Source organism: Rhizobium favelukesii (genome assembly GCF_000577275.2).
GTDB classification, from domain to species: domain Bacteria; phylum Pseudomonadota; class Alphaproteobacteria; order Rhizobiales; family Rhizobiaceae; genus Rhizobium; species Rhizobium favelukesii.
In genome coordinates this window covers 965,383-986,331 of the sequence record NZ_HG916852.1, presented here as the reverse complement: position 1 = coordinate 986,331, position 20,949 = coordinate 965,383, and the positions used below count along the sequence as shown (strand labels likewise).

Sequence of the window (20,949 nt, the reverse complement as noted above, 5' to 3'; positions counted from 1 at the left end):
TCCACAGCAACATAGCACGGCCGGTGGCTGTTTTTGCGGTTGTGCTGACGCGGCATTCTTTGCTAGCAGAGGCGACCGTTTTCAGACCCGCCTTAGTGGCGCCTTCCCCACCGAAGGCAAGGAAAGTGACATGCCAGATCTGCTCCTAGAACTCCGCTCCGAAGAGATCCCGGCCCGTTTGCAGCGCAAGGCTGCCGGCGACCTGAAGAAGCTCGTCACCGATGCGCTTGTTGAAGCAGGACTGTCCTACGAGGGTGCGCGCGAATACTGGACGCCGCGCCGGCTGACACTCGACATTCGTGGCCTGACGGCGCGCTCCGCCGACGTGCGCGAAGAGAAGAAGGGCCCCCGCACCGACGCCAACGAGAAGGCGATCGAAGGCTTCCTGCGCGGCGCCGGCCTGTCCTCCATTTCCGAGGCGCAGATCCAGAGCGACCCGAAGAAGGGCGACTTCTACATCGCCGTCATCTCCAAGCCGGGCCGCGCCGCCGAAGCGATCATCAGTGACGTGATGCCCGGCATCATCCGCGATTTCCCCTGGCCGAAGCCGATGCGCTGGGGTGCTGCATCCGCCAAGCCCGGTTCGCTGCGCTGGGTGCGGCCGCTGCAGTCGATCGTCTGCACATTCGGCACCGAGCATGAGGAAACGGTTGTCATTCCGTTTTCGATCGACGGCATCGTCGCCTCCAACGTGACCTACGGCCACCGCTTCCATGCGCCTGATGCCATCACCGTCAAGCGCTTCGACGATTATGTCGCCAATCTCGAAAAGGCGAAGGTCATTCTTGATGCCGATCGGCGCAAGGACATCATCCTGCACGACGCCCGCGACATCGCGTTTGCGAGCGGCCTTGGCCTGGTCGAGGACGAGGGCCTGTTGGAAGAGGTCTCCGGTCTCGTCGAATGGCCGCAGGTGCTGATGGGAAGCTTCGAGGAAGACTACCTCTCGATCCCGGCCGACATCATCCGCCTGACGATCAAGACGAACCAGAAGTGCTTCGTGACGCGCCCGATCGGCAGCGACACGCTTTCCAGCAAGTTCATCCTCGTTTCGAACATCCAGGCGAGCGATGGCGGCAAGGAGATCATCCACGGCAACGGCAAGGTCGTGCGGGCCCGTCTTTCCGACGCGCTACACTTCTGGAAGCGCGACCAGGGCAATCTGCCGGACCTCGAAACGCTGGAAGCTTCGGCGAAGAAATTCGACCTCGACCTCTCCAAGCCGCTTGACCAGCGCATGGCCAAGCTCAACGCGCTCAACGTGACCTTCCACGCCAGGCTCGGAACGCAGGGCGCACGCGTGGAGCGCATCCGCGCGCTTGCGGCCAAGCTCGTCATGCAGATCGGCGCAGACTACAAGCTTGTCGACCGGGCCGCGGTTCTGGCCAAGGCGGATCTTCGCACCGAGGCCGTCGGCGAGTTTCCGGAACTGCAGGGCCTGATGGGCCGCCGCTATGCCGCGCTCCAGGGCGAGGACGCCTCGGTCGCAGCAGCGATCGAGGATCACTGGAAGCCGATGGGGCCGAACGACCGCGTTCCGGAGGACAAGATTGCGATCACCGTCGCGCTCGCCGACAAGCTCGATACGCTGACCGGCTTCTGGGCTATCGACGAGAAGCCCACCGGCTCCAAGGATCCCTTCGCGCTTCGCCGCGCAGCACTCGGCGTCATCCGCATCCTGCTCGAGCGCAAGGTTCGTATCCCGCTGCTAACGCCGATTGCCTCGCACATGGCGCGGATCGATGCAGATCTCCTAGACAGAGCATCCGCCGAAAAGAAGCTCCAAGGTGGCGACTACATGACAAGCAGTGCTATCGTCGGCGATGGGATGTCACGTCAACTCGACCTCCTCTCCTTCTTCCACGACCGCCTCAAGGTCTATCTGCGCGACCAAGGCGCGCGCTACGACCTGATTGACGCCGTGGTTACGCCCGAAGCCGACGATCTTCTGATGATTGCCCGCCGTGTCGAGGCGCTGACGGCGTTCATTACCTCGGAGGACGGTAAAAATCTCCTGGTCGGCACCAAGCGCGCCACGCAAATTCTGGCTGCCGAGGAGAAGAAGGGCACGGTGATCGCCGACGGCGTCTCCGAAAACCTCTTCCGCCTCGACGCCGAGAAGGAGCTCTTTGCCGCCATCACCACGGCTTCCGCGGAAGCCTCAACGGCCGTTGCAAAGGAAGACTTCCGCTCGGCGATGGAAGCACTCTCCAGGCTGCGCGCACCGGTCGACCGCTTCTTCGACGACGTGTTGGTCAATGACGAAGAGGCCGCCATTCGCGCCAATCGTCTTGCCCTGCTGCGCCTGATCCGCGAGGCAACCGGCACCGTCGCCGACTTCTCGAAGATCTCGGGCTAAGCTGCAACGCCGTAACATCTTGCGCTTTCTATCTAATTCCATCCTTGCTCAGAATTGATTGAAGGATGGAATTGGAACCTGCGTCAGCTCATCACGCCGAGAGTAGCGGCAGCGAGGACGCCGTAGCGCGCTGTTTTCGCGATGGTGACGAGCAACAGGAATATCGGAAACGGTTCGCGCAGCACACCGGCAACGACGGTGATGGGATCGCCGACCACGGGCATCCAACTCAGAAGCAACGACCACTTGCCGTAGCGGCGATACCAGCGTTGTGCCGTGTCGAGCGCGGGTTGGCTTACTGGAAACCAGCGTTTGCCGCGAAGGCGCTCGATGCCGACGCCGAGCAGCCAGTTGACGGCCGAGCCGAGGACGTTGCCAACGGTCGCCACCGCGATCAGCGCAAGGACCGGATACTGCTTCGCCAGGATGAGCACGACCAGTCCGGCTTCCGACTGCATCGGCAATATCGTGGCTGCCGCAAAGGCCACCAGGAAAAGACCGGCATAGACCGCAAGATCGGTCATGTCTTGTCCACGCCAATGCTTCGCTGCACTCTGTTCCCCTTCATTACGCCTGACTGCGGGCTGGCACTATCACGTCCTTGAGGCTATGCCAAAGCCATGAACAAGATTCTCGTCAGCGCCTGCCTCATGGGCCATGCTGTCCGCTATGACGGGCAGTCGAAGCCCCTTGCCCACCCCGCGATCGCGCGGTGGATCGAGGAAGGCAGGCTGGTAACCATCTGTCCTGAGATGTCGGCCGGAATGCCGGTGCCGCGTCCGCCCGCCGAAATCGAAGGCGGCGCCACGGGCGAGGATGTGCTCGCTGGCCGTGCGCGCGTCGTCGACATCACTGGCGGCGATGTGACGGAAGAGTTCGGGCAGGCGGCCGAAAATGCGCTGGCGCTCGCGACCGAAACCGGCTGCCGCTATGCGCTGCTGATCGACGGCAGCCCCTCCTGCGGCTCGGGCTTTGTCTATGACGGGACGTTCTCCGGACACAGGCAAGCGGGGAATGGCGTGACTGCCGCGCTTCTGAAGCAGGCTGGTATCGCCGTCTACTCCGATCGCGAAGTCGAGCAGCTTGTTGCAGGGCTCGCCGCCGACGAGGCCCACCACGCCGCCTGAGCGCTTCTGCTTGGCCTCCTCCATGCAAAACGACCGCCGGATCGCTCCGGCGGCCGTTCTTTTGTCTCGATGCCCAACCTCAGGCGGCGCGACGAGCCTGCACGGCATGGTCGTTGCTGCCGCCGACGCGGAAGCTGCGGATTAGGTTCAAGAGCTCGTCGGTATCGCTCGCCAGCGACTCTGCCGAAGCGGTCGTTTCCTCCGCCATCGCGGCGTTCTGCTGGGTTGCGGCATCGAGTTGGTTCATCGAGGACGAGATCGAACGCAGCGTCGTGTCCTGCTCGGAGGCGCTGTGGGCGATCTTGGCAACGATCTCGTTGGCAGCCTTGATCTGATCGGAGATGCGCTTTAGCGCCTCGCCCGTTTCGCCGACCAGGCGGACGCCGTGATCGACCTGACCGGACGAGCGGGCGATCTGATCCTTGATCTCCTTGGCAGCGGCGGCCGAGCGCTGTGCAAGTTCGCGAACTTCCTGAGCGACGACAGCGAAGCCCTTGCCGGATTCGCCGGCACGTGCAGCCTCAACGCCGGCATTCAACGCTAGAAGGTTCGTCTGGAAGGCGATGTCGTCGATGACGCCGATGATCTTGCCGATTTCGGCAGACGACTTTTCGATGCCGCTCATCGCTTCGATCGCTTCGGAGACAACGGCATCGCTGCGGCTCGCCTCGCCGCTGATGGCCTCGACGCGCTTGCTTGCCTCATGGGCGCCGTCAGCGGTCTGGCGGACCGCGACGGTCAGCTCATCAAGTGCTGCGGAGGTTTCTTCCAGGCTCGCGGCTTGGCGCTCGGTACGCTGCGACAGATCGTTGGAGGCGCGACGGATCTCTTCCTTGCTGACGGCAATGTCGCCGCCCTTGGCACTGACCTTGGCCATCGCGGCTTCGAGATGCGACAGAGCATCGTTGAAATTGTCGCGGAGGGCCGCGTATTTCTGGCCGAGATCGGCGCAGCGAACCGTCAGGTCGCCGCGCGCGATCTGTTCCAACGCCCGGCCGATTGTCGTGACGACATGGTTCTGGGCGGTCGTTTCGTCGCGCTGCAGGCGCTGGCTATTCTCGCGCTCGCCTTCAAGCGCCATCTGCTGGGCGGCCTCGCGCTCGGACATGGCGTGGCGCTCCTTCACCTTCTGCTGCAAAGACTGCGTCGCCTTGGCCATCATTCCGACTTCGTTGCTCATGTCGGCATGCGGAATGGCGAGCGTCACGTTCTCGTCGGCCACGGCCTTCAATGCCTGATGGACATCTTGCAGGGGCTTGGAGATGCCGCGGATGAAGTAGTAGGCGGCAGCGATGCCGGCGACGCCGACGATAACGCAGGCAATAAGCGCCTTCCAGACAGCGGCATTGATTTGCGCCTGCAGATCGTCGAGATAGACGCCGCTGGAAACGACCAGCTGCCAGGGTTCGAAGGCTGCCGAGTACGAGCCCTTCTCGAACAGCTTGTCTGCTGGCTGGCCGGGCTTGCTCCAGTAGTAAATCGTCCGGCCGCCGCCGGCTCTACCCTTGGCGACCATGTCCTTGCTGAAATAGGTGCCGTTCTGGTCCACCTGACCGCTCATGTCCTTGCCGATGTTATCCGGCTTCGGGTGGAAGCGCTGAACGACGTTGTAGTCATAGCCGAATAGATAGCCTGTTGGCTCGAACTTGACCTTCGAGAGAACCTTGAACGCTTCGGCCTGCGCTGCTTCGTGCGTCATCTCGCCTGATTTTTCGCGCTGGTAGTAGGAATCGAGAACTGAGATCCCGGACTCGACCTGCGTGCGCAGAAGGTCGAAGCGATCGTCGTAGATCACCTGCGACGTCGTCTTGATCTGAAAGTAGGTGGCAATGGCGAAAGCCGCCATGAGCACCCCACGAGGGCGAAAAGTTGATGGGCGATCTTAAGCTTTTTCATTGAATGTCTCGCAAAATCGGTGGGTTCGGCAATTCCGGATCGGTGAACTCCCGACCTCTGCGCTGAACCGCGCTTGGCGACGACAATCATGCGTCTTCCGGCCTTCGTTGTTAGAATTAGAGTGGAGGGATTAACATTTGCCAAGTGGCGAGCCTCCCAGGATTGTCAAATGTAATCAGCGCATTCTTGCAGTTGGCGGAAATTTTGAACCAATTTGCCTCCATAGGTTGAAGTGATTTAGCAAAGGCACGTTGTCTCGTTTTCCGACCATGGTCGTTAGGCTATATTTCCCACATGGTGCAGCCTTCGCATGCCTTCGGCGAATTTGTCCTCGATCCCGGCTGCGGCCTCCTGCGCAACGGGCGGTCGGTGGCGCTCGGCCACCGCGGCATCGCGCTTCTTGAGGCATTGCTTGAAGCCCGCGGGACTGTCGTTTCCAAGGCTGCGCTGATGGAGCGCGTCTGGCCCGGAATCGCGGTCGAGGAAAGCAACCTCACCATCCAGGTCGCAGCACTACGCAAGGCGCTCGGCCCCGCGCCCGGGGGACAGGAGTGGATCGCCAGGTACCGCGCGTCGGTTACCGGTTCATCCGCGTCGATGCGGACACGAAAGCCGCTCTGCCAGCGCCGGAGGTGAGGCCTGCCCTCGCGGTCCTCCCCTTCAGCAATCTTAGCGGCGATCCAAGGCAGGACTCCTTTGCCGATGGGATCGCTGACGAGATCATCGCGGCACTCAGCCGCTTCCGGAGCTTTGCCGTGATCGCCCGGGACTGCTCCTTTGCCTACAAGGGCAATGCAACGGATGTGCGCAAGATCGCCGCGGAACTTGGCGTCAGCTACGTGCTCGAAGGCAGCATCCGGCAGTCGGGCACTCGGCTGCGCATCGTGGCCGAGCTTGTCGAGGGCCAAAGCGGCACGCATATGTGGGCGCAGACCTTCGATGGCACTCTGGACGAGATATTCGACTTTCAGGATCAAATCACCGAGCGCGTCGCGACGCTGATCGAGCCGTTGATCCAGACGGCCGAGATCGAGCGATCGCGACGCGAACGTCCCGGAAACGTGGCGACCTACGACATCTACCTGCAGGCACTGGCCAAGATCTCGAGCGAAACCGAAAGCGACAACGCGGCCGCCTATGCGCTTCTCATGCAGGGACTTGCCGCCGAGCCGGACAATGCACAGCTGCTTGCCCATGCTACATGGGCGCTCGAGCATCGCTACACGATGGGCTGGCCGGCGCTCACCGACGACGATGTGCAGGCATGTGCCGCACTGGCGCGGCGAGCGTTGGAGCACGGCGCCGGCGACGCGATGGTCATGGCCCATTGCGGCGTCGCCTTGATGCAGACGGATTACGACTGGGGCCTCGCCGTCCTGCAGGCGGCGGCTGAATCCAATCCCAACAATCCGATGGCCGTCGTCAGGGCCGGCGTCGGGCATCTTCATTGCGGTGACATCAGGGATGCGTTCAGGCACTTCCACAGAGCCAATCGCTTGACGCCGGGAGATCGCGGCGCGCATTTCTCGCTTTGCGGCATAGCGCACGCCCATGTGATCCTCGGAGAGGACGACCAGGCCGTGGCCTGGGCATCAAGAGCGCTTGCCAGCAATCCGAATTTCGAGGCAACGCTGTGGGTGCTCATTGCTGCGAGCGCGCATCTCGGGCGCATGGAGGAAGCCCATCGCCACCTTGCCGCGCTCAGACGCCTGACGCCTGATATCACGATTGAGCGCGTCCGCGCCGGTCAAGCGGGTAAGTATCCAGACCGCATCGCTGCCGTCCTCGACGGGATGAGATTAGCGGGTGTGCCCGCCGGCAAGGCCAACGAGATACGAAAAATGCGTCCCTGCTTCTCTCAGGGACGCATTTCATCCACCGCGGGGGTGGACCCCGGTCGACCGAAACTTTGGTCAGGCTGGGGCAGGGAACTGGAGATCAGAGCCGAAGCTCGAAGGTGGAAACGTCCAGCGGGACCGTTTGTTCCTTCGGCGCACCTATCACGCTTGCAGCGATCGGCTTGACGTCACCACCGATCACAGCGGCCGTCGTCGAAGCGCGGTCGATATTGTCGGCAGGCGGTGCGGATGCCGTCATCGGCTCGGGCGGAGCCTTGGTGACGAACACGACGGGCGAGCCGCCCATCCAGCCCTCGGTGCGATAGAGCTTCTTCTCGCCATCGACGTCGCGGATTTCCGAGGATTGCAGCGAGCCGGGTGTGAGCGTCGGGACAACGTAGTCCCTCCTGCGCTCGACGGGTTCGAGCGCCGGGCAGCTTGGGCAGCTTTCTTGGCTGATGCTCCCGCCATTGGTGCGCGTGTCCTTGCCGACCACCTCGATCGAAGAGGCGCAGGCGGATCCCGCGGCAAACACAGCTATCGCAGCAAAGAAGACCTGACGCATGGAACACTCCGTCTCACGTTGAGAAGAGACTAGCGCGCCTTTGTTTCCATCCTGTCAGGGGAAAGGGTAAAAATTTAGGGAACTGACCCGATTTCGCGTCTTGCTCACGCTTTTTTGCACTGTTCGGTAGCACATGCCAACCTCTGACCGCTTCTGCGCTCAAAAGCGGCTGAACGCTCCATTGGCTCACATGAAGCGTAACACGATCCGACGCGAAACCATCTCGACAAATATATTGCCTGCCTCTCATTTTTTCGATCGGAGGATGTTTCTGGATCGGATCACGATGTGCTAGAGGTTGTGCGAGGGTCGGGGGAAGCAACATGTCCAACTTATTAATGAAGGACTTTCTTTAGCAGGGCACCGCTGCCCTGTCATCACGGCGGACCATCAGGATTATGATCGCTATCGCAAAATATGGAATGGTGTCGCCGATCGGCGGCCTGCTGCGATCGTCCGCCCGCAGAGTGTAGGTGACGTTCGGAAGGCCGTGCATGCAGCGGCTGCATCTCGCGCCCTGCTTGCGGTGCGCGGCGGCGGCCACAGTCTTGCGGGATTCTCAACCTGCGATGGGGGACTTGTTCTCGATCTATCGGACCTAGCTGCCGTCGCCATCGATCGAGATACGCGCACGATCGAGGTCGGCTGCGGGGCACTACTAGGCGATCTCGATCGCGCGACAGTTCCTGAAGATTACGTGGTACCGGCGGGCGTGATTTCGCATACCGGTGTGGCAGGTTTGACCCTGGGTGGCGGCATGGGATGGGCCAGCAGGAGATATGGCCTTACCATCGACAGCTTGCTGGGCGCGGAGATCGTGACCGCGGCTGGCGACATCATTTGGGCAAGCGCAACATCTGAACCTGAACTCTTCTGGGGCATCCGCGGCGGCGGTGGCAACTTTGGCGTCGTCACCCGATTTAAGTTCAGGATGCATCCGCTGGGTTCCATCATAGTCGGCGAATGGAACTATCCGGCGGCCAACATGCGGCAAGCCCTACAGGCGCTGCGCGACCGCGCGCATGGCCAACCGCGCGACTTTACCCTCAACTTCACCGCGACAGCCACGGGTCTCAGCGTTACGGCAGTTTGGTCGGGGGATGCTGCCCTCGCTCACGCGGTTCTGTCACCATTCGGAGCGCTGGCTGATGGCGGCATCGGGAGCGTCGACAAGCTGCCCTATCTCAGCCTGCAGAGCCGCAACGACGAGCATCTTTGCTGGTCGCGACGGTATTATTGCAAGGGAGGATTCTGGTCCGATATCACCGATGAAGCAATCGACGCCTTACTGCTTTCCATCGCCGATGCACCAACGCCAGATTCCGAAATTTACGTGTTGCAGCTCGGAGGAGCGGTTGCCGATGTAGCGGACGAGGCAACTGCGTATACGGGAAGAGGCGCAAGCTACTACTGGCTTGCAGAGCCGGTTTGGGACGAGGCTGCCGATGACGATCGATGCATTGCCTGGGGGCGGATCACCGGCAAATCGCTTTCCACATTCTCGATGGCTGGGAATTACGTCAACGAGCAGGCCGATGCCGGCACGGTCGTAGCTTTAGATGCATATGGTCCGGACAAGTACCAGCGGCTTGCACGCCTAAAGACGCGGCTCGATCCGCACAATATGTTCCGCCTCAATCAGAACATCACCCCGCTGGCTTGAGTTCCTATTCACATCAAGGGTGCTAGGTCGTTCCAGGCTGCCCGCCAGGGCGTATCGAGACACAGAAGCAAGTTGGTGGCAGGTCTACCGAACAGCGCTTTTTTCGCGTTCGATCGCGCGCCAGCCGATGTCGTGGCGGCAGAAGCCGTTGTCCCAATCGACCTTGTCGAGCAACGCACAGGCGCGCGCCTGTGCTTCGCCAACCGTCTTGCCCGTGGCCGTGACGTTGAGCACCCGCCCGCCGGTCGCGACCAGCGCGCCGTCCGTCAGGGCTGTGCCGGCATGAAACACCTTGGCGCCATCACCCGCTTCCGGGATATGGCGGATCGGCGTCCCCTTGTCGTAGGAGCCCGGATAACCCTTCGACGCCATGACGACAGTCAGGGCCGGGTCGTCGGTCCATTCGGCGGACACCTGATCGAGTGTGCCGTTGGCGGTGGCAAAGAGAAGCGGCAGCAGATCGCTCTCCAGCCGCATCATCAGCACTTGGCACTCCGGATCGCCGAAGCGGACATTGTATTCGATGAGTTCCGGCCCCTTGGCGGTGATCATCAGGCCGGCGAAGAAGACGCCCGAGAAGGGATAGCCGCTTTCGGCCATGCCGCGCATGGTCGGCTCGATGATTTCCTTCATGGTGCGCTCGACCATGTCGGCCGTCATCACGGGCGCCGGCGAATAGGCGCCCATGCCGCCGGTGTTCGGGCCGGTGTCACCCTCGCCCACCCGCTTGTGGTCCTGGGCGGTTGCGAGCGGCAGGACGTGCTTGCCGTCGCAGAGGCAGAAGAAGCTCGCCTCCTCGCCATCGAGATAGGCCTCAATAACGACCTCGGCGCCCGCAGCACCGAAGGCGCCCTCGAAGCAATCGTCGACGGCGGCGAGTGCTTCATCGACGGTCATCGCGACGGTCACGCCCTTGCCGGCAGCAAGGCCATCGGCCTTGACGACGATCGGGGCGCCCTGCAGGCGGATATAGGCCTTGGCCTTCGGCGCATTGTTGAAGCGCTGGTAGGCACCAGTCGGGATGTCGTAGCGGGCGCAGATATCCTTGGTGAAGCCCTTGGAGCCTTCGAGCTGGGCCGCAGCAGCCGACGGGCCGAAGACGGCAAATCCTTCTGCGCGCAGCTTGTCGGCAATGCCGGCCACCAGCGGGGCTTCGGGGCCGACGACGACGAAATCGATCGCCTTGTCCTTGCAGAAGGCGATCAACGCATCGTGGTCATCGACATTGACGGCGACGAGCGTCGCGTGTTCGGCAATGCCCGGATTGCCGGGCGCGGCGTAAAATTCCGTCATCAACGGCGATTGCGCCAGCTTCCAGGCCAATGCGTGTTCGCGTCCGCCCGATCCGATCAACAGAACCTTCATGCCCGTCCCTTTCGCGTTTCCGTCTGGCGGTTAAGGGGAGAGCGCCGAAAGGTCAAGCGAGAATGCTTGCCCCGGGGTCAAGCTCACCAGCCGCCGCCGCCACCACCGCCACCGCCGCCACCGGAAAAGCCTCCCGAGGAGCCGCCACCGGAAAAACCGGAAGACGAACTGGAGGGCGGTGCCGGAATGGTGGAAGCGATCGTCGAAGCCATCGACGAGGAGAAGCCGCCGATGCGATCGGAGAAGTTGCCGCTGCCGAAATTGCCGGAATACCACGAGGGGGCATAGGCCGCGGCAGCGGCGCCCGCCGCCGCTGCAGCAAGCCAGGTCTCGAAGGCGCGCGACCAGGGTTTTTCGACGCCGAGCGCCACAGCGTAGGGCAAGAGTTTCTCGAAATGCCGGGGCGACATCTCGGGCGCCCCCTCCATATTCATGCGGTCCTTCTCGGCCAGCGTCATGTACTGACGCAAACCATCGATGCCATCGGTCAGCTTGGCCCCGAGCGGGGTCGGCGCGCCCATGATGAAGACGTAGAGCAGGTTCAGCAGGATGATGCCGCCGATGGCAAACAGCATCGGCGTCTCGTGGAACTCGACCAGCGAGGAGAACAGCGCCAATGCCAGCGACGACACGATGCTGAAGCCGATAAAGGCGGCGATACCGATGGCGATCACGGACATGATCTTGGCGCCGAGCGCTCTGCCGGGGCGAAACGACTTGGCAAAGCCGGCAACGAAGACAGAAATGAAGACGACGACGACGATCGGAATGATCATCAAAGCGATGGTCTCCGGCTCCAACGTTCCAAAGACGAAGAGGGCCACCAACGAGACGGCGCTGAGTGCGATACCGCCCGTCGTGTATCCAGTATTCGCATTGTAGTATTTGCCGCGGTGCTCGCGCTCGATGGCGGCCCGGAAACTGTCTCCCGCCGACTTCACCTTCGTTCCGTTGGCCTCGTCGATCGTCAGGGAGCCCTTGGCTCCGACGGCGTTGAGCAAGCTCGCTTCGCCGGCTTCCAGCTTCTCCTTGCCGACCGGCTTGTCGGTGCGGCGGATGATGATCGCGTTCTTCAGGTCTTCCAGCACCACGTATCCGCGCACAGCCAGGTTGAGGGCCGTGGCCGACAGCGCCGTCCAGCCCTGCCCCGAGAAGCCGCGATTGTCGACATAGTTCACCAGCGCCGGCGAGATGCCGTCGGGCGGATCCCAGCGCGGCACCAGCACGCCGCGGGCCGGATCGCGGCCGACCTTCAGCCAGGAGCGCGTGTAATAGAGGAAGACGAGGATGAGGCCACCGAAACCGAGGGAGTAGTCGCGGTTGTCGCTCAGCCACCAGCGCCGCTCGTCGTCGGCGCTCGGCGGATTGATAGAACCTTTGGGCATCTTGACGGCGATCGTCAGCCCTTCACCGGCGTTGAGCGGCCGGGTCGTCGAGAACAGCAGTCGATTACCGTCTCCGGAAACGCTTGCATTCCTGTCCGTCGCGCCCTGCGGGCCGGTGAAGAAGGCGGTATCCGTCGCGCTGACCCCATCCGGAAGGTTCACCATCGCCGTGGCACTCAGGATCGGGAAGATCCAGCCGTTGCCGGTCACGTTCCAATAGAACTCGTCGTGATCGTCGAAGTAGCGGATCTGGCGATTGGTGCGGTATGTGAAGACGTATTGGTGGCGGCCAGAGCTTAACGACACATCTTCCGAGCCGGCATAGATGCGGATGCCGCCGCTGATGGACTCGGTGTGCCAGGGCTCGTCGCGGCCGTCGCGCTTGACCGAGACCACGTCGAAATCGACGCGGCGGAGGCGGCCTTTCGCGTCCTGATAGGTCAGCGGAAAATCGCGGAAGATGCCGCGCCTGATCCGGTTGCCTTCGGCGTTGACGGTGATCGTCTCCGTCACCGTCAACGCGCCGCCCTTTTCCAGCACGATGTCGGAGGCGAATGCGTTAATCACCTCCGCAGCGGTGGCGCCACGCGCCGCAAGCATCAGAAACAGAACGAAGCAAAGGCCGAAAAGCCGTCGGATCATCATACCCCTCGCCTGCGGCGTCCCGGCCGCATCAGATAACGTCAGCCCGCGTCGGCATAGGTCACGCCAAGCCCTGCCAGCGTCCGCCAGTAGGTCGGGAAGGTCTTACCGACGCAATCCGGATCGAGGATCGTGATGCCGGCGATCCTCAGGCCGGCAAGCGCGAAGCTCATGGCGATGCGATGATCGGCGAAGGTGTCGATCTTGGCCGGCAGGCGCTGGCCCGCGAGAGCCGGATCGGACTGGACGATCAGGTCGTCGCCTTCCTCGCGTGCCAGATCCGGACGGATCTGCATGAGGCCGGTCGAGACTGCGCGGATGCGATCGCATTCCTTGACGCGCAGATTGGCGATGCCGACGAAACGCACGGGCGTCTCGTTGAAAGCGGCCAGAACGGCAAGCGTCGGGACGGCGTCCTGCATCTGCGAACCGTCGATGACGGCAGGAAGATGCGGGAACTTGGCGATCAGATCGTAGGCCTTCGCATCCGGCTGCGTAAACGCGGTGTTCGCGACACCGAGATCGATCTTGCCCGATGTCAGCACCTCCGCCGCCCAGAGGTAGGTTGCGGCCGAGGCGTCCGGCTCGACCACAAAGTCGCTTGCCGCGTAACCGGTCGGCTCGACGCGCCAGGTCACCGGGCTCGTCTTCTCGACCTTGGCGCCAAAGGCGCGCATCGCCGCGGTCGTCAGATCGATATAGCCGAGCGCACCGATATCCTCGCCAAGCAGCTCGATCGTCACCGGCTTGTCGCCGCCAGCGGCCATCATCAGGAGCGCCGAGACATACTGGCTGGACAGGCCGCCATCGATCTGGACGCGGCTCGCCACAAAACGACCGGTGCCCTTGACGGTGACGGGTGGGCAGCCGGTTTCGGTCGATGCGTCGATGCCAAGTGACCGCAGCGCATCGACGAGCGGGCCGATCGGGCGCTTGCGCATATGCTGATCGCCATCGACGACAACCGTGCCATCCACCAGGGCGGCAGCAGCCGTCAGGAAGCGGGTCGCCGTTCCGGCATTGCCGAGGAAGAGTGGCACCTGCGGCGGCAGCAGTTTACCGCTGCCGGTGACGACGAAGCTCGTATCATCAGGCTCGTCGATAATCACTCCCATGGCGCGCAGCGCGTCGGCCATATAACGCGTGTCGTCGCTCTTCAACGCACCGGTCAAGCGGCTGGTGCCCTTGGCAAGACCAGCCAGCAGCAGCGCGCGATTGGTGATCGATTTCGACCCGGGCGGGATGGCGCGGCCTGTCAGCGGCTTGCCCGGCGGGATGATGGTGAGCTTGTCTTTACTCATTTCCTTGTCTTTTCCGTCTTTGCGCGAAGGCCGTCTCCAGCCACGATCATGTCCTGCTCATAGCAGCTTTTGCGCAAAGGCAAATGGCGGATATCAGAACTTTACCGTCGGAACGGCGCGATCCGCTTCGTTGGCGATCTCGAAATACTCGCGCTTCTGGAAGCCGAACTGGCCGGCGACCAGATTGGATGGGAAACTCTCGACTTTGACGTTCAGATCGCGGGCCGCGCCATTGTAGTAGCGGCGCGCCATCTGGATTTCGCTTTCCATCGTTTCGAGCGAGGTCTGCAACTCGCGGAAATTCTCGTTCGCCTTCAGGTCGGGATAGGCTTCGGCCAGCGCCAGCACGCGGCCAAGTGCCTGACCGAGCAGACCTTCCGCCTGGGCGCGGCCGGCGACATCGCCTGCTGGAACTGATTGGGCCTTGTTGCGGAGCGCAACGACCTCTTCGAGAGTCGTCTTTTCGTGCGCCGCGTAACCCTTGACGGTCTCGATCAGGTTGGGGATCAGGTCGGCGCGGCGCTTCAGTTGCACATCGATGCCGGACCAGGCTTCCTCAGCCATCTGCCGGGCACGAACAAGGCCGTTATAAATAAAGACGGCATAGAGCGCGGCCAGAACGACAAGACCAAGAACGAAATACATCGCGAATCCCCCGCAACGACAAAAAATATGCCGGGAGACTATGCGCCTTACTGCAGATTGTCATCCCGCATTTCCGGCCTCTTTCGGGCGATCGATTGCAAGGGGTAGTGAAAAATCACGATACCGCAGGGTGCGCGGACACCATATTTTCATTCTGCACGATCGAGATAGACGTGCGTGAGAAACTTGCGCCGAGGATCACTCAGTATGAGCGCAGTACTTTTCCTGCTCAACACGCTGGCCATCGCTTCGTACTTCTTTGTCCAGAAAATGGCGCGTCCGGTGGAACGCCGTGTCGAGGTCAGAAGCGACGAACGCCGCTGACCGCCACCCTCAAGCGGCGGTTTTCGCCAGATTTACCCCACCCGCGTCCGTCAGCAGGAAGGCTTCGCCGCAGGCCTTGGCCAGCGTGCGCACCCGCAGAATGTAGCTCTGGCGCTCGGTGACCGAGATCACGCCGCGCGCATCCAAAAGATTGAACACGTGGCTTGCCTTGATGCACTGGTCATAGGCCGGGAACACGCACTTGTGCAGCAGCTGGTTCGCATTGTCGCCCGGCGCGCCGGCGGCGAGAAGCGCCTGACACTCCTTCTCGGCGTCAACGAAGTGACGGTGCAGCATCTCCGTATTGGCGTATTCGAAATTGTGGCGTGAATATTCCTGCTCAGCCTGCAGGAAGACGTCGCCGTAGCTGATCTTCTGGTCGCCCTCGCGGCCGTTGAAGTTCAGGTCATAGACGTTGTCTACGCCCTGGACGTACATGGCGAGGCGCTCCAGACCATAGGTCAACTCGCCCGCGACAGGCGAGCATTCGATGCCGCAGACCTGCTGGAAATAGGTGAACTGCGACACTTCCATGCCGTCGCACCAGCACTCCCAGCCGAGACCCCAGGCGCCGAGCGTCGGGCTTTCCCAGTCATCCTCGACGAAACGGATGTCGTGCAGCAGCGGGTCGAGACCGATCGCTGCGAGCGAGGCGAGATAGAGTTCCTGCAGGTTTGGCGGGTTCGGCTTCAGGATGACCTGATACTGATAATAATGCTGCAGGCGGTTCGGGTTCTCGCCGTAGCGGCCGTCGGACGGGCGGCGCGACGGCTGCACATAGGCAGCCTTCCACGGCTTGGGCCCGAGCGCACGCAGCGTCGTTGCCGGGTGGAACGTACCGGCACCGACTTCCATGTCGTAAGGCTGCAGAACCGCGCACCCCTTGTCCGCCCAGTAGTTGTGAAGCGTGAGGATCAGCGCCTGAAACGAGCGCTTGGGGTTCATATGGTCGGGGATTGCGGCTGCAGACATGGAACGGCTTCCGAATTCGTACAAAAGTGCGCGGACAGGTGCCATGCCGCGCCAAACGGGTCAAGGCTTTTGCGGCCCTACTCGTCCTCGTCCTTCTTCAGATGGTATTCGCCGGTCACCGGATCCTTGACCAGCGTGCCGATGGCGCCCGTCTGGCGCTCCTTCTCGGCACGACGGGATCGCTCGGCGAGCCGCTTTGCATCAGCGATGAAGCGGCGGTAGAGAAGCCAGGCGCCGACGACCAGCACGACGATAATTATCAGTTGCGGCATGATGCCAGCCTTCACTCCCTCAGAGCCCGAATCGGCTCCACAATGCCTTCTCCTCGGCGGCCTCGACAAGTCCGGTTGCAAGACCGGCGCCGGCGCCCTCCAAGCTGGCTGACGATATACCCGGAATGCGTCGTCCGAAAAGACCACGCGCTGGCATCACCAGCTCGAGCTTGCTTTTGGCCCCATAGCGGCGCTTCAATTCCTGCCGCATGTCGCCGAGCCCATCGACCAGACCCAGCTCAAGTGCGCGCATACCGGTCCAGAAAAGCCCGGAGAAGACTACGTCGTCGTTCTTCAGCTTGCCGGCACGCCGCTCGCGAACCATGGAGATGAAAACCTGATGGATCTCCAATTGCAGGGTCTTCAGGTATTCGATGTCCTTTTCCTTCTCCGGCTGGAAGGGATCGAGGATCACCTTGTTTTCTCCGGCCGTATAGACCCGGCGCTCCACGCCGATCTTCTTCAAGAGCTCGGGAAAGCCGAAGCCACCAGAGACGACGCCGATCGAGCCGACGATAGAGGTGGGATCGGCAATGATCTCGTCGCCGGCAAGCGCGATCATGTAGCCGCCGGATGCGGCAACATCTTCGACGAAGACGAGAACCTTCTTCTGCTTCTCGCGCGCGAGTTCGCGGATGCGGGTGAAGACGAGGCGCGACTGCACCGGGGAGCCGCCGGGCGAATTGAGCGAGATGGCAACCGCCGGCGCATCCTTGAAACTGAAGGCCTTTTCGAGGACTTGCGCCGTTGAGGCGAGATTGAGGGTGGGCCGGAACTGGCTCCCGCCGCTCATGATCGGGCCGTGAAGTCGAACGACGGGGATCACCATGCCTTCCTTACGGAAACGCTTCGGCAGCAACCTCTTCAAAAATCCGGCCATTTTCCATCCTTTGCGACGATGTGAGCGAACGTCTTCCATGTATGCAACGGAGCGACAAACGCAATGGTCGCAGCAGAAAACATCTGTCGTTCACAAATCTTGTTGCGAATGACTTGCATTATCATTCCAATTAGACATACTGGTCGGATTGGTAATAGGCGGACACTGCATGGACATCGTAAATCCGAACGCGAAGGCCGGCTGGCGACACGAACGTGAAGAGGCATCGCTTTCCGATGTCTACCGGTCCGTCCAGACGCATACACATGGCACACGCTGGCGCCGCATCGCCGCGTTCCTCGGGCCCGGCTACATGGTGGCCGTCGGCTATATGGACCCCGGCAACTGGGCGACCTCGCTCGCCGGCGGTTCGAAGTTCGGCTATGCCCTGCTGACCGTCGCCTTGCTGTCCAACCTGATGGCGATCGTCCTGCAGTCGCTCTGTGCGCGCCTTGCGATCGCTTCCGGCCGCGACCTTGCCCAGGCGTGCCGTGACGCATACCCGAAATACGTCTCCGTTCCGCTGTGGGCCTTTGCCGAAATCGCCATCATCGCGACCGACATCGCCGAAGTGATCGGCACGGCGATCGGCCTCAACCTTCTCTTCGGCATCCCGCTCGAACTCGGCGTGCTCATCACATCGCTCGATGTGTTCCTCATCCTCTATCTGCAGAAGATCGGCTTCCGCTGGGTGGAAGCCTTTGTCATCGCCCTGCTCGCCATCATCGCCGTGTGCTTCGGCGTGCAGATCTTCCTGGCGGACCCGGAATGGGGTGCGGTGATCCGGGGCTTCTTCCCGACGACCGAGATCGTTTCCAACCCCGAGATGCTCTACCTCGCGCTCGGCATTCTCGGCGCCACCGTGATGCCGCACAATCTCTACCTGCACTCCGGCATCGTCCAGACCCGCGCCTATGGCCACACGGTGCCGGAAAAGCGCCAGGCGCTGACCTACGCGACGATCGACTCGACCGTAGCGCTGTGCTTCGCGCTCCTGATCAACGCATCGATCCTGATCCTGGCCGCTGCTGCCTTCCATGCGAACGGCAAAACGGATGTCGTGGAACTGGGCGAGGCATCTTCGTTGCTCGCACCGCTGCTTGGACTGGCAATCGCTCCAACGCTCTTCGGCATCGCGCTCCTGTGCTGCGGCCTGAATTCGACGGTTACGGCAACGCTTGCGGGTCAGATCGTCATGGAAGGCTTCCTGAAGATCCGGCTTCAGCCGTGGGTTCGCCGCCTGATCACTCGTGCGATCGCCATCGTTCCGGCCGCCTTCGTCACCATCTGGTATGGCGACAAGGGCACGGCGGAACTGCTGATCCTGACGCAGGTCGTGCTCAGCCTACAGCTTTCCTTCGCCGTCTTCCCGCTCGTGATGTTTACGGCAAGCAGGGCGAAGATGGGCGCGCTGGTCGCCCCCCGCTGGTTGAGTGCGATTGCCTACGTGATCGCGGTCCTGATTGCGGGTCTCAATGTCAAGCTGCTGTTCGACTTCGTCGTCGGCTAGCGCCTGCTGTAGGCCGCCCGGCCATTGTTGAGATCATCCACGAAGGGGGAGAATTTATGCGTTCCCTCCTCGTGCATGATAAGTGGCGCGCGCAGCGAAAGCCGCGCGCGCGATCCTTTGATCGCCGTGACCAGGATACGCACGGCGCTCTCGCCGTCGCGCGGATGGATCGCGGTCACCTCGATGCCGCCGAAGCGGCGTCCGCAAGCGTCGATGATCTCGGCAATCGATTCTGGCCGTGCGATGAGCGACAATTGCCCGCCGGGGATCATGATCGCCCCGGCCGTCCGCACCCAGCTTTCGAACAGCCCCTCCGTCATCGCATGTGCCTCCGCCTTCAAGGCATCGGGCGTCCGGCGATCGCCCGCATCGTTGAACGGCGGGTTCATGATCACATGATGGAAACTCTCGTCGGGGAGACCAGCCTCGTTTCGCGCCTTCGCCCTTAGCGTCACATCCGCCTCGACGACCGAAACGCGGCCCGCCACATGCGCATTTTCAGGCAGGAGGATGCTGCGGCGCGCATAGTCGGCCATCTGGCCGGAACGCTCAAAGAGGACGACTTCGGCGGCCGGCAGCCGTGACGCGACGGCCAAGCCGGCGGCGCCTGCGCCGGCACCGAGATCCGCGACCGTGATCGGGCGGTCGTCGGCGACGAGCGCAGCAAGCAGCATTGCATCCATGCCGGAGCGATGCCCCCTGCCCTTCGGCTGCACCACATGGAACAGCCCCCGGTGAAAGGCGTCAATCGTCTCGGCAAGATCTCCCGTCATCTCAGGCTCACTTCGGAGCGCGCAATTCGCCACCGAGCCCGGCATCCACGAGAATGCGCCGCGCCTGGTCGGCTTGTTCGTCATCGACGAGGAGCCGGCGCGGCAGCATGCCGAGCGACCCTTCCAGAATGCTCATCCCTTGATCGGCAATGAAGCAGTGGATCCCCGCATCCTTCAGCAGGCTCTCCGCGTAGGAGAGCAACACGGGATCATTGGCGCGAATAAGTTCATGCATTTGCCGGAAAATCCCTTTCAAATTTGCGCGACGCGACAATTCACCCCTTGCCGCGCCAATCGCCCCTTTCTATTGTCGAACTCAATAATTTAACAGGAGTCCGGGTCGTTGGGCGTGGTCATACCGCTTGAAGAAAGCAAAAACAAACTGGCATCTGTCAAGCCGCTGGTCGATTTGACCAAAGCGGACATGCAACGGGTGAACCAGCTTATCCTCTCCAAGGCCGGTTCCGACGTCCAGATGATTCCCGAAGTGGCCAACCATCTCATCTCGTCCGGCGGCAAGCGCCTTCGTCCGATGCTGACTTTGGCGTCTGCTGCGCTATTCGGCTACAAGGGCGAGAACCACATTAAGCTTGCGACATCAGTCGAGTTCATGCACACGGCGACGCTGCTGCATGACGACGTCGTCGATGAGAGCGACCTTCGCCGCGGCAAATCCACCGCCCGCATGATCTGGGGCAACCAGGCGAGCGTGCTTGTCGGTGACTTCCTGCTCGGCCAGGCGTTCCGCATGATGGTCGATGTCGGCTCGCTCGATGCGCTCGACGTGCTCTCCTCGGCGGCTTGCGTGATCGCCGAAGGCGAAGTGCTGCAGCTTTCCGTCGCCAAGAACATGGAAACGACAGAAGACGACTACCTCGCCGTCATCCGCGCGAAGACGGCAGCGTTGTTTGCCGCAGCCGCCGAAGTCGGCCCGATCGTCGCCGATGCCGGCAAATCCGGCCGCAACGCACTGAAGTCCTATGGCATGAACCTTGGTCTCGCTTTCCAGCTCGTCGACGATGCGCTGGACTACGGCGGCAAGGCGGCCGATCTCGGCAAGAATGTCGGCGACGACTTCCGGGAAGGCAAGATCACGCTTCCGGTCATCTTGGCCTATCGCCGCGGAACCGAGGAAGAGCGCGCTTTTTGGCGACAGGCCATTGAAGGCGGCGAGAGCAGCGACCAGAATCTCGAAAAGGCGCTTGGCCTGATTACCAAGTATGGCACGCTGAACGACACCATTGCCCGGGCGGTTCACTACGGCACGATCGCACGCGATGCGCTCGCGCCGCTTCCCGAAACGGGATGGAAGTCAGCCCTGCTGGAAGTCATCGACTTCTGCATCGAGCGCGTCAATTAATCGACGGTCACTGATCGCGGGCTGAATTTATTGCAGGGCCGCTCCAAAAAAGCCATCCTGTTGTGAGTCAGT

General features: G+C 62.0%; 16 protein-coding genes and 2 pseudogenes. 6 read left to right on the top strand and 12 right to left on the bottom strand.

Annotated elements, in window-relative coordinates:
* The first annotated feature begins 130 nt into the window (after nt 1-130).
* Nucleotides 131-2,359 carry a glycine--tRNA ligase subunit beta gene (gene glyS / locus LPU83_RS43255; protein WP_024314284.1) on the top strand — a complete coding sequence of 743 codons (2,229 nt, stop codon included), beginning with the start codon at nt 131-133 and terminating at the stop codon, nt 2,357-2,359.
* An 83-nt stretch (nt 2,360-2,442) separates the two neighbouring features.
* On the opposite strand, the gene LPU83_RS43250 is transcribed toward glyS, so the two are convergent.
* Nucleotides 2,443-2,883, bottom strand: coding sequence for a YqaA family protein (locus tag LPU83_RS43250; RefSeq protein ID WP_024314285.1), 441 nt, complete (start codon nt 2,881-2,883; stop codon nt 2,443-2,445).
* A 96-nt stretch (nt 2,884-2,979) separates the two neighbouring features.
* Here LPU83_RS43250 and LPU83_RS43245 point away from each other — a divergent pair, with 96 nt between their 5' ends.
* Nucleotides 2,980-3,486 (top strand): 2-thiouracil desulfurase family protein, encoded by a 507-nt coding sequence (locus LPU83_RS43245; RefSeq protein ID WP_024314286.1) that lies wholly within the window; start codon nt 2,980-2,982, stop codon nt 3,484-3,486.
* Nucleotides 3,487-3,565: 79 nt separating this feature from the next.
* Here LPU83_RS43245 and LPU83_RS43240 read toward each other — a convergent pair.
* Nucleotides 3,566-5,382, bottom strand: a pseudogene (locus tag LPU83_RS43240) (methyl-accepting chemotaxis protein).
* Between the two features lie 294 nt (nt 5,383-5,676).
* Between LPU83_RS43240 and LPU83_RS43235 the strand changes: the two are divergent.
* A pseudogene (locus LPU83_RS43235) lies at nt 5,677-7,202 on the top strand (winged helix-turn-helix domain-containing protein); the annotation flags it as partial.
* A gap of 118 nt (nt 7,203-7,320) precedes the next feature.
* Here the strand turns inward: LPU83_RS43235 and LPU83_RS43230 are convergent.
* Nucleotides 7,321-7,785 carry a plant virulence effector HPE1-like domain-containing protein gene (locus LPU83_RS43230; protein ID WP_024314287.1) on the bottom strand — a complete coding sequence of 155 codons (465 nt, stop codon included), beginning with the start codon at nt 7,783-7,785 and terminating at the stop codon, nt 7,321-7,323.
* A gap of 298 nt (nt 7,786-8,083) precedes the next feature.
* Between LPU83_RS43230 and LPU83_RS43225 the strand changes: the two genes are divergently transcribed.
* Nucleotides 8,084-9,448 carry an FAD-binding oxidoreductase gene (locus LPU83_RS43225; protein ID WP_024314288.1) on the top strand — a complete coding sequence of 455 codons (1,365 nt, stop codon included), beginning with the start codon at nt 8,084-8,086 and terminating at the stop codon, nt 9,446-9,448.
* Nucleotides 9,449-9,532: 84 nt separating this feature from the next.
* Here the strand turns inward: LPU83_RS43225 and purD are convergent, their stop codons facing one another.
* From purD to LPU83_RS43190, 7 genes are all read right to left on the bottom strand, one after another.
* Nucleotides 9,533-10,813 carry a phosphoribosylamine--glycine ligase gene (gene purD, locus LPU83_RS43220; RefSeq protein WP_024314289.1) on the bottom strand — a complete coding sequence of 427 codons (1,281 nt, stop codon included), beginning with the start codon at nt 10,811-10,813 and terminating at the stop codon, nt 9,533-9,535.
* A gap of 83 nt (nt 10,814-10,896) precedes the next feature.
* Nucleotides 10,897-12,840, bottom strand: a complete 1,944-nt coding sequence (locus LPU83_RS43215; protein ID WP_024314290.1) for a DUF2207 domain-containing protein — start codon at nt 12,838-12,840, stop codon at nt 10,897-10,899.
* A gap of 41 nt (nt 12,841-12,881) precedes the next feature.
* Complete coding sequence (locus LPU83_RS43210; protein WP_024314291.1) at nt 12,882-14,141, bottom strand: 3-phosphoshikimate 1-carboxyvinyltransferase; 1,260 nt, start codon at nt 14,139-14,141, stop codon at nt 12,882-12,884.
* A 93-nt stretch (nt 14,142-14,234) separates the two neighbouring features.
* Nucleotides 14,235-14,786: a LemA family protein gene (locus tag LPU83_RS43205; protein WP_024314292.1), complete on the bottom strand. Its 552-nt coding sequence runs from the start codon at nt 14,784-14,786 to the stop codon at nt 14,235-14,237.
* Between the two features lie 333 nt (nt 14,787-15,119).
* Nucleotides 15,120-16,055 (bottom strand): glycine--tRNA ligase subunit alpha, encoded by a 936-nt coding sequence (locus LPU83_RS43200; RefSeq protein ID WP_024314293.1) that lies wholly within the window; start codon nt 16,053-16,055, stop codon nt 15,120-15,122.
* Nucleotides 16,056-16,159: 104 nt separating this feature from the next.
* The gene (locus LPU83_RS43195; RefSeq protein WP_007789132.1) at nt 16,160-16,354 is read right to left on the bottom strand and encodes a membrane protein; all 195 of its coding nucleotides are present in this window, start codon (nt 16,352-16,354) and stop codon (nt 16,160-16,162) included.
* 19 nt (nt 16,355-16,373) lie between these two features.
* Entirely contained in the window at nt 16,374-17,234 is an 861-nt protein-coding gene (locus tag LPU83_RS43190) for a S49 family peptidase (RefSeq protein ID WP_024314294.1), read from the bottom strand.
* Between the two features lie 169 nt (nt 17,235-17,403).
* Between LPU83_RS43190 and LPU83_RS43185 the strand changes: the two genes are divergently transcribed.
* Nucleotides 17,404-18,744: an Nramp family divalent metal transporter gene (locus tag LPU83_RS43185; RefSeq protein WP_024314295.1), complete on the top strand. Its 1,341-nt coding sequence runs from the start codon at nt 17,404-17,406 to the stop codon at nt 18,742-18,744.
* Here the strand turns inward: LPU83_RS43185 and LPU83_RS43180 are convergent.
* Together LPU83_RS43180 and LPU83_RS43175 are read right to left on the bottom strand one after the other, a co-directional pair.
* Nucleotides 18,741-19,517 (bottom strand): tRNA1(Val) (adenine(37)-N6)-methyltransferase, encoded by a 777-nt coding sequence (locus tag LPU83_RS43180; protein ID WP_024314296.1) that lies wholly within the window; start codon nt 19,515-19,517, stop codon nt 18,741-18,743. The genes LPU83_RS43185 and LPU83_RS43180 overlap by 4 nt on opposite strands.
* A gap of 7 nt (nt 19,518-19,524) precedes the next feature.
* Entirely contained in the window at nt 19,525-19,752 is a 228-nt protein-coding gene (locus LPU83_RS43175) for a putative signal transducing protein (RefSeq protein ID WP_024314297.1), read from the bottom strand.
* Nucleotides 19,753-19,860: 108 nt separating this feature from the next.
* Between LPU83_RS43175 and LPU83_RS43170 the strand changes: the two genes are divergently transcribed.
* Nucleotides 19,861-20,877: a polyprenyl synthetase family protein gene (locus tag LPU83_RS43170; protein ID WP_024314298.1), complete on the top strand. Its 1,017-nt coding sequence runs from the start codon at nt 19,861-19,863 to the stop codon at nt 20,875-20,877.
* Nucleotides 20,878-20,949 lie beyond the last annotated feature (72 nt).